Origin of the sequence: Sphingomonas xinjiangensis (assembly GCF_014199255.1) — a bacterium.
In the GTDB taxonomy this organism is placed as follows: Bacteria; Pseudomonadota; Alphaproteobacteria; order Sphingomonadales; family Sphingomonadaceae; genus Sphingomonas; species Sphingomonas xinjiangensis.
The window spans coordinates 1-7,401 of record NZ_JACIJF010000043.1; the positions used below are offsets into that span (position 1 = coordinate 1).

General features: G+C 59.9%; 3 protein-coding genes and 1 pseudogene. 3 read left to right on the forward strand and 1 reads right to left on the reverse strand.

The features are described 5' to 3' along the window. The first annotated feature begins 443 nt into the window (after positions 1-443). Positions 444-866: a cupin domain-containing protein gene (locus tag FHT02_RS20865; protein ID WP_221239624.1), complete on the forward strand. Its 423-nt coding sequence runs from the start codon at positions 444-446 to the stop codon at positions 864-866. Between the two features lie 402 nt (positions 867-1,268). On the opposite strand, the pseudogene FHT02_RS20870 reads toward FHT02_RS20865, so the two are convergent. After that, a pseudogene (locus FHT02_RS20870) lies at positions 1,269-2,425 on the reverse strand (IS110 family RNA-guided transposase). Positions 2,426-2,808: 383 nt separating this feature from the next. Here FHT02_RS20870 and FHT02_RS20875 point away from each other — a divergent pair. Together FHT02_RS20875 and FHT02_RS20880 are read left to right on the forward strand one after the other, a co-directional pair. After that, positions 2,809-5,355 carry a TonB-dependent receptor gene (locus tag FHT02_RS20875; protein WP_184092105.1) on the forward strand — a complete coding sequence of 849 codons (2,547 nt, stop codon included), beginning with the start codon at positions 2,809-2,811 and terminating at the stop codon, positions 5,353-5,355. 58 nt (positions 5,356-5,413) lie between these two features. After that, the gene (locus FHT02_RS20880) at positions 5,414-6,955 is read left to right on the forward strand and encodes a CehA/McbA family metallohydrolase (RefSeq protein WP_184092107.1); all 1,542 of its coding nucleotides are present in this window, start codon (positions 5,414-5,416) and stop codon (positions 6,953-6,955) included. Positions 6,956-7,401 lie beyond the last annotated feature (446 nt).

Below are 7,401 nucleotides of genomic sequence, written 5' to 3' on the forward strand. Positions count from 1 at the left end.
AGGCTGGCTCATTCCGCGCCATTCGTTGCACCCCTTGGCTCCTGCTTGCGGAGTGCGTGATGAACATTGGAAGAGCCGCCCGCGAAGCCCCATCACGCGGCGGCACATGCCGACCGCGAAGACGACCATGCTCCCGGCAACGGCATCTCAGAAACCCCTTGCAACCGACGCGATTAGACGACGACTGGCAGGTTTTGGCGATCTGAACAGCCGCTCAAGACGGCAGCTCTTGGCGCTCAGTTGCCGCACGTACTGTGTCGGACGGCATGTTCGCCTATCGCTGCTCGCTCCATGGCGACGGCTTGGGATCCGGCTACCGCCAGTTCGTCTGAAAGCCAACGGTCGGCTCTTGGAGCAAAAAGCGGCCTGTCCTCTGTCGCCCCACTTGCGGACGTTCCTACCGACCCAGCGGCGACCCGATTGCTGCCGCACAATCGGCGTGTATGACGGTTTTGATCAAGGGCCGGATTGAAATGATCCGCCCTATCCTGGAGGTTCAAGTGCTATCGCCAACTACGCTTGCAAGGGCGTTTGATCGTGTAACTGACTACTGGTCACCGAAAGTGATCGGTCAAGTTAACGATCAGCTTCTCAAGGCCGCGAAGCTGAAAGGCGAACTCATCTGGCACGCGCACGATGGGCAGGACGAATTGTTCTACATCGTCAAGGGATCGCTGCGGATCGAGTTTGAGAATGAAGCCGTCGATCTGAAGGCGGGCGATTTCCTCACTGTACCAAGCGGCGTCCGCCACAATCCTATCGCGCAAGAGGAATGCTGGGTTCTGCTGATCGAGCCCGCTTCGACAAAGCATACCGGTGAGGGGATGACATCCCGCACGCGCAGCCTAGAGGAACAGCTTAGCTAGCCACCAGACGGCTGCTTTGCTCGCATTCGCTTCCGAAGGCTGCCGGTCCGCTCTCCACCCACAAGTCGTCGGTCGATGGCCTGTGGTTCGAATATGAACCTACGGCAGCTCACATGACGAGGGTGCTGGTCAAGGCTTGGTGTCACGGCAGCATGTGGCTTCTCCCTGATGTTCAGATCCAGGCTTTGCCCGTGAATGACGCGGCTCGAAGTTCGAACCTGGTCCAGCTCACATACGGTCGCCGAAGAGGACGGCGGCACCATTATCCCGCGTGCGGCGGGCTTGGGCTAAGGAAGGCGGGACCAGTCTTTTGGGCGGCATCTTCAAGCCAACAGCCATTTCGGTTCGCCTCCCGGATCCGCGGAGCTGATCGGGCTCCGGGGAACGGCTAAAGTGATTGCGTCACGCAGTCTTCATCTTGGCGCCTTCGATGACCACACCAGCAGTGGCGTATTTCCACAAGGCGACGAGAAGCTTGCGAGCGAGCGCCACGATCATCGGCTTCCGCAAGCGGCCGCCATTGCGCTCCACGCGTTGCTGGAACCACTTGGCCAGCGCGGTGTCCGGCTGATATCGCAACCAGAGCCACGACAGCTCGACCATGGTAGTTCGCAGCCGTGGATTGCCGGCCTTAGAGACGCCTTGCTCGCGCCGGATCGACCCACTTTGCCAAGGCGTGGGGGCTAGGCCGGCGTAGGCAGCGAGCTGTCGTCGATTGTCAAAATGTCGGAACAGACCTTCCGAAGTGAGGACCGCGGCGAACTCTGGACCGATGCCCTTGAGGTGCATAAGCATGGCGACCGGTGTGTCCACACGCTCCTCCTTAATCAGGGCGTCCCGTTCCACCTCAACGGCTTTGATCTGATCGACGATCAATTCGAGGCGTTCAAGCTCGCGCAGTATTTGCCCTTCGACATGGTGCGCCAGGGGCCGACCATCGCCGGTTCGCAGATCCTTCAGTCGTTCGCGCCGATCGCGGCGCATCGGTTCATAGCCGTAATACCCTGGGTGAAGAGCAGACCTTTGATCCGATTGACGTGGCAGGTGCGTTCGTTGATCAGAACCTTGCGTTCGCGACAGACGCGGCGCCGATCTTCCTCTTCCACACTCGGCGGGCGGACCATCGCACATACCCTCGGCTCGCCTCGCTTGTAGGCGAGCAAGGCGCGCACCAGCGCTTCGCCATCGATCTTGTCGGTTTTCGCCCGCCGACGCCGACGCGACGTCGCGATCGATGCCGGATCGACGACATGGCTCTCGATGCCCTCGCGTTCCAGCACGCGGTGAATCCAGAAGCCGTCGAGCCCAGCCTCTTGAATGACGATCACGCCGAAATCCTGGCCAGTCCTCCTCTTCGCCTTCGCACGAAGCTGGCCAAACCGGTCGAAAAGACCGGCGATATCGCCGGCTCCAACAGTATGCTTGGACATTCGTTCGCCGGCACCGGGCGACAAGGACGTGAGCAGCCACGTCGATTTACTCAGTTCCATCGAAACGAAGATAGCGCCAAGATCAATGCGGATAGCGGCGGGCGCATGAGGTTGATCTGCTGCAAGCATGGTTGCCTCCACGGAGTTAGGGGTCAGCAACCGCACTCTGCCAGAGCGTCAGCCGCTATCTACCCTCGCCATGGGATCTTTTGGGAAGCGCGCGGGCAGCCTTAAACGGCAGCTCATCGCGCGACGCGTCGATGCGCCGTAGCTTCAGAGACGTTGCTAACGCTCATGAAGCACAGTTCGTGCTGAATGCGTGTGGCTCGTAGGCCTGACATGCTTAGCAGATCTACCGCCCGCTGCCAGCTCGCGGCCTTTCCGGTTTAAGTGCCTATTAGGCGTGCGCTGTCCCTTCGCGCCGACTGCAACCAATCTGAAACCAAATGATCATCAAACTGATAGCAAGAACTATCAAAGGCTGCTCCAGAAAATCAAAAAGGGGTCTGCCGATGAAGATGGTCGATAACATGCGTCGCTCTCTGCTTGGAGCATCGGCAACGGTCGCACTGGTCCTCGCTGCAACTGGAGCTGAGGCGCAGACCAGCAGCCAGCCTCAGGACGGAGCAGCCGTGCCGGTCGACGAACCCGCTCGAGGGACGGGCGGCGTTCAGACGAATGATCCCGAAGATGGCGGCGAGGTCATCGTGACCGCCCGGGCTGGCAATCAGAACCAGGCCAAGGTTGAGGCGAGCTACGCGATCTCGACTATTTCCTCTGAAGAGCTCAAAATGAAGGCGCCTGTTGGAGTCGGCGAGGCGTTGAAGAACGTCCCGGGTTTCTGGGTGGAAAGTTCGTCAGGTGAGACCAGCGGCAACGTTCGCGTGCGCGGCATTCCTACAGATGGCTACTCGCAGGTCGCACTCCTCGAAGATGGCGTCACCATTCAGCATGATCCTGGTCTGGGGTGGCTGAACGGTGACCAGTCCTTCCGCATTGATCAGACGCTTGAGCGGGTGGAAGTTGTCCGCGGCGGTCCCTCCTCGCTGTTCTACTCGAACGCTCCAGGGGCAGTGATCAATTTCATCCAGCGCCGGGGCGGGAACACCCTCAAGGGCCTCGTGCGCTATGAAGGTGCCGACTACAACGCGCATCGCGTGGACGGATGGATCGGCGGCCCGATTGGCGACAGCGACTGGCGCTTTTTCGTAGGCGGCTTCTATCGACTCTCGGACGGTCAGCGCCACACCGGCTACCGCTTGGGCGAAGGTGGGCAGGTCCGTGCAACGCTTTCGCGGGACTGGGACGGCGGCTCGTTCATGTTCAGCATCAAGCACCTTGATGAACGGGTCGAGAATGCGATGGTTACCCCATTCGTGAACGATGAAAATGGCGATCCTGTGGGTGTTCCCGGCTTCGATGCGCTGGACGACACAATCGCCGGCAAGGAGACTCGGTACTTCAACTTCCGCACGCCCACCGGAACATATGCCTTCGACGCGGGGCTCGCGAACAAGGCACAGATCACACAGGTGACCACCCAGGCACGTTTTGAGCTGGGACCAGATTTCAGCCTTCTGCAGAGCCTGCGTTATCGAGACAGCTACCAGAAGCGCAACAGCATCACGCCACGCACCATCTACACCTACGCCGATGTGCTGACTTCACTACGCGGCACGTTCGGGGCCGCGCTACCTACCGGCGCGCCGCTGGGACTGGTATACACCAACGGCTCGGGTGCGTTCTCGAACAGCCAGAACGGCAATGGCCTGGTGCTGCTCAATCTTGCCCGTTCGTTCACCGTGCCCGAGAGCGAGGTCATCAGCGACACCCGTTTGCAGAAGACGCTGCAGCTCGGCGGCCAGCATGATGTCGCCCTAGGTCTCTATTACGCCTATGTTGATGAGGACTACCGCGCAACTTCCGCGTCGATCCTGACCGACGTCAAGAACAACGCCTCGCTGCTGGACGTAGCGCTCCTGGGTGCCGGTGGAGTCCCCGGGGCCGTCCTGACCGAAAGCGGTGTGCTTAGCTATGGCACCGAATTCGGAAACTCGAGCGGCAGGTCTCGCACGGTGGCGCTTTATGCGTCGGACGAGTGGAAGATCACCGATCAGCTGCGACTGGACGGCGGAGTGCGATGGGAGCAGATCGACGTCTCCGGCTTCAGCGAAGGCAGCGTGACCCGTAATCTCGCGCAAACTCCGGCATCTGCCGACAATGCGGTCCAGACCGGCAACGGCGTCTTCACCGGCTTTAAGGGGTCGTACGACCATGCAGCCTGGTCCTTGGGAGTGAACTACCAATTCCAGCCCCGGTTCGGCATTTTCGCGCGGTATACCTCGACATACCGTCTCCCGGGCGTCTCAAGCTTCTTCGGCAATCCTTCGCAGCCGCCGGTCACTCAGACCATGAAGTTCCAAGAGGTCGGCATCAAGTTCGACCAGCCCGCCTTCAACCTGTTCGTCACCGGCTTCCGTACGGCCTATGAGAGCTATCAGATCAGCGACTACCGTCAGAACGGTTCGGGTCAGTTCGTCCTCAACACCGTGTTCGGCAACACCGAGACCTGGGGCGCAGAAGTCGAAGGCACGTGGCGACCGGTGCCTTGGTTCGACATCCATGCGAACTACACATACCAACGTGCTCGCTTTAGCGATTTCGTATACACTAACAATGTTGGACAGGTGATCGACTATTCAGAGAACCGATTGATCCGGGTGCCGGAGCACCAGTTCCGCATTACCCCCGGGGTTAACCTGCTGGATGGGCGGTTTCGATTGGAGGCGGATGTTTCCTACTACGGCCAACGATGGGCTGATGTCGCAAACCAGATCAACCTGCCGTCTTACGCCACAGTGGATCTGAACGCCCGGTTCGACTTGTCGAACGCGCTGAGCCTCAACCTGTACGTCAACAATCTCACCGATACGATTGGCCTTACGGAAGGTAATCCGCGCGCCGGCACGATCGAAAACGAAGAAGTGGGCGACGCGGTATACATCGCCCGATCGATTTTCGGGCGCAGCGTCCGCGGCGCCGTGACCTTCCGCTTCTGAGCCGCTGATCGGGCGGCCGATTGGCCGCCCGGCTACCTGACTGCCGAGGATTAAACCGATGCTTACGACCAAAGTGCGCCATGTTGTGGCGGCCTTCCTTCTTGCGCTGCCAACAGCCCTTCCTGCTCAGACTCCGCCGGCTTGGGACAAGGTTCCTCTCGCCTTGGGCAAGGAGAAGCCCGACGTCGTCTTGACTGGAACGGTCAACCGCTCCGACTATCAGCGCAACGTCAGCGTTCCATTCACGGTGCCCAAGGGTGTCACTCGGATCGCGATCGAGCTGACCTACACTCGACCTGACGGGAAGACCGTCATCAACCTTGGTCTGTTTGACGGTGAGCGATTCCGCGGGTGGAGCGGCAGCAACAAACATGCGGTGGTGCTGGATGAAAGTAGCGCTACGCCGTCATTCACCGCCGGACCTATCGGAGGCCGTCGCTGGTCCTTAGACTTGGGTGTTTCCTACATCGATGAGGGCTCCACCTCGACGTACACCGCCAAGGTCTGGTTCTGGCGTAAGGGCGATGTGCCTGCTGTCTCCACCTTTTCACCTGAGCCGCTCGAGCTCGGGCGGCGCTGGTACAGAGGTGACCTGCACCTTCACACCGGTGACAGCGACGGCTTCTGCGACAGCCGCCGGGGCCGTTCCGTGCCCTGCCCGATCTACCGCACGGTAGAGGCCGCGGAGGATGCCCGCCTCGACTTCATTGCCATCACCGATCACAACAATGTCGGACACTACAATGCGATGCGGGAGTTGCAGGCCTTCTACGACGACGTGCTGTTAATCCCTGGCCGTGAGATGACGACGGAGCAGGGCCACGCCAACATCTTCGGAACCACGGAGTATATCGATCACCGCCTAGGCGAGAAGAGCATGCCCGACATGGCGTCGATGGTGCGAGCTTCCCACGATGCCGGCGCGTTGGTGTCGATCAACCATCCGGGCGCACCAAGTGATTATCGCTGCCGTGGGTGCGGCTGGACGGCGTCGAGAGAGACTTATGAGCAGGTCGACTCCATCGAGGTAATGAACGCAGGTAACCTGTGGAAGCAGCTCGCTGGCGCTGATCCGATGGCAGACGTTGCCATATGGGAGGCGGAATTTGCCAAGGGCCGCCGGATCACGGCGATCGGCGGCAGCGACAATCACGATATGCAGCTTGGCCGACTCGGGGTGGGGTTTCCCACAACGGTCGTGCTTGCTGATGCTCTGTCGGAACGTGCGATCCTCGACGGCATCAAGAAAGGGCATGTATGGCTTGATCTCACGGGCAAGCCGGGACGCAGCTTCGACGTTACTGTGCGAGCACCGGGCGCCGCAGGAACAATCGGCGATAACCTCAGCCTCCCTGCGGGCCAGACGCTTACGATTGAGGTTTCCGTTGGGGGCAGCAGTGGCGGCTCACTCGTCGGACTTTTAGATGGCAAGCCTGTGCCGGCCCTTTCATTCGATCATCTTCCGAGCGCTACTTCTAAGGTGCCTCTAACTTGGAGTTCGGATGGTGCTCGTCATTGGATCCGCTTCGAAGTGCGCGAGGGCGGCAAGCGCATCCTTATCACAAATCCGGTTTTTTTGAACTTCAATTCCGATCGTTAATCGAGCCCTGTAGCTCCTCCCAAGGACGAATAGCGGCTTCTTGGCAGCGTCCATTCTGCCAAGAAGCCTGGGCTAAAGGGTTGCTGGCGTCTCGCCGGAACGAAGCATGAAAGCAGGCGAAATCTCTGGAGGCGCTGGCTGAAGAAATCTGAAGGACGGCAGGTATTGGAAAGCGCCCGAGCTGCTTGCAACGGCAGCTGTTGGCGCTCAGCTACCGGTCTTCCGACAGCCGCTACTTGGCTGCCATTTATCTAATTACCGACTGCCGGCGTGCCACCAGGTCGATGCTCATAGAACGCATGGCTCGGGTGGGGCTCATACCAGCTTGCGTTGAGGTTGACTCACGAAGGGGATTCCCAAGGCGGTGAAAGTCTGAATCATTGGCGTCCTGCATCAGGAGGACGCGATGATGGGACAGGCGATCGGCTTGCGGGAGGATTTCGACG

Bases quoted from the DNA above. Each gene is read 5' to 3' on its own strand.
- FHT02_RS20865 (WP_221239624.1), top strand. From the start codon at position 444: ATGACGGTTTTGATCAAGGGCCGGATTGAAATGATCCGCCCTATCCTG.
- FHT02_RS20875 (WP_184092105.1), top strand. From the start codon at position 2,809: ATGAAGATGGTCGATAACATGCGTCGCTCTCTGCTTGGAGCATCGGCA.
- FHT02_RS20880 (WP_184092107.1), top strand. From the start codon at position 5,414: ATGCTTACGACCAAAGTGCGCCATGTTGTGGCGGCCTTCCTTCTTGCG.